General features: G+C 67.3%; 2 protein-coding genes. Both read left to right on the top strand.

The features are described from left to right. Window positions 1-333, top strand: a 333-nt coding sequence (locus D1Z90_RS20990) for an OmpA family protein (RefSeq protein WP_147378837.1), incomplete at its 5' end; no start/stop codon positions are given. Between the two features lie 58 nt (window positions 334-391). Further along, window positions 392-593, top strand: a 202-nt coding sequence (locus D1Z90_RS21235) for a hypothetical protein (protein WP_198419290.1), incomplete at its 3' end; no start/stop codon positions are given.

The raw sequence follows: 593 nt of genomic DNA, 5'->3' as shown, positions 1-593 counted from the left end.
GCGATCATCTACGGCATCTACTTCGATTTCGACAAGGCCGACATCAAGCCGGACTCGAAGCCGCAGCTCGACCAGATCGCCAAGCTGCTCGGCGACCATCCCGACATCAAGCTGACCTTCACCGGACACACCGACAATCAGGGCAACGCCGACTACAACCTGGCACGGTCGCGCCGGCGCGCCGACGCGATCGTCGCGGCCCTGGTCCGCGACTACGGCATTGCCGCGGGCCGGTTGAACGCGCAAGGCATGGGCGCATCGGCACCGATCGCGAGCAACGATACCGACGAAGGCCGGGCGAAGAACCGGCGCGTCGAGCGGGTCAAGCAGTAACCGACCGCCGCGCCGGGTGTCGTTGCTTCGATTCCCGGCGCGCTGCGGAACCCGCACGATGTCCGAGCAGATATCCGCGTTCTCACACGTCGATTCGGCCGCGCAGACGGGCGCGCTCGTGGAATTTCTCGACCGCACCGCGGCCGATCATTTCGGCGAGATCAACCGGCGTTCGTTCGACCTGCTGCACCTGCGCGACGGCGCGGCCGTGCTCGATGTCGGCTGCGGGACAGGCGGGGTGACGCTCGCGGTCGAGCGGG

Origin of the sequence: Motilimonas pumila (genome assembly GCF_003596335.1) — a bacterium.
GTDB lineage: Bacteria > Pseudomonadota > Gammaproteobacteria > Enterobacterales > CBDFNC01 > Motilimonas > Motilimonas pumila.
Note: the sequence above shows the minus strand (reverse complement) of the source record. Positions and strands in the feature narration are given on the sequence as shown.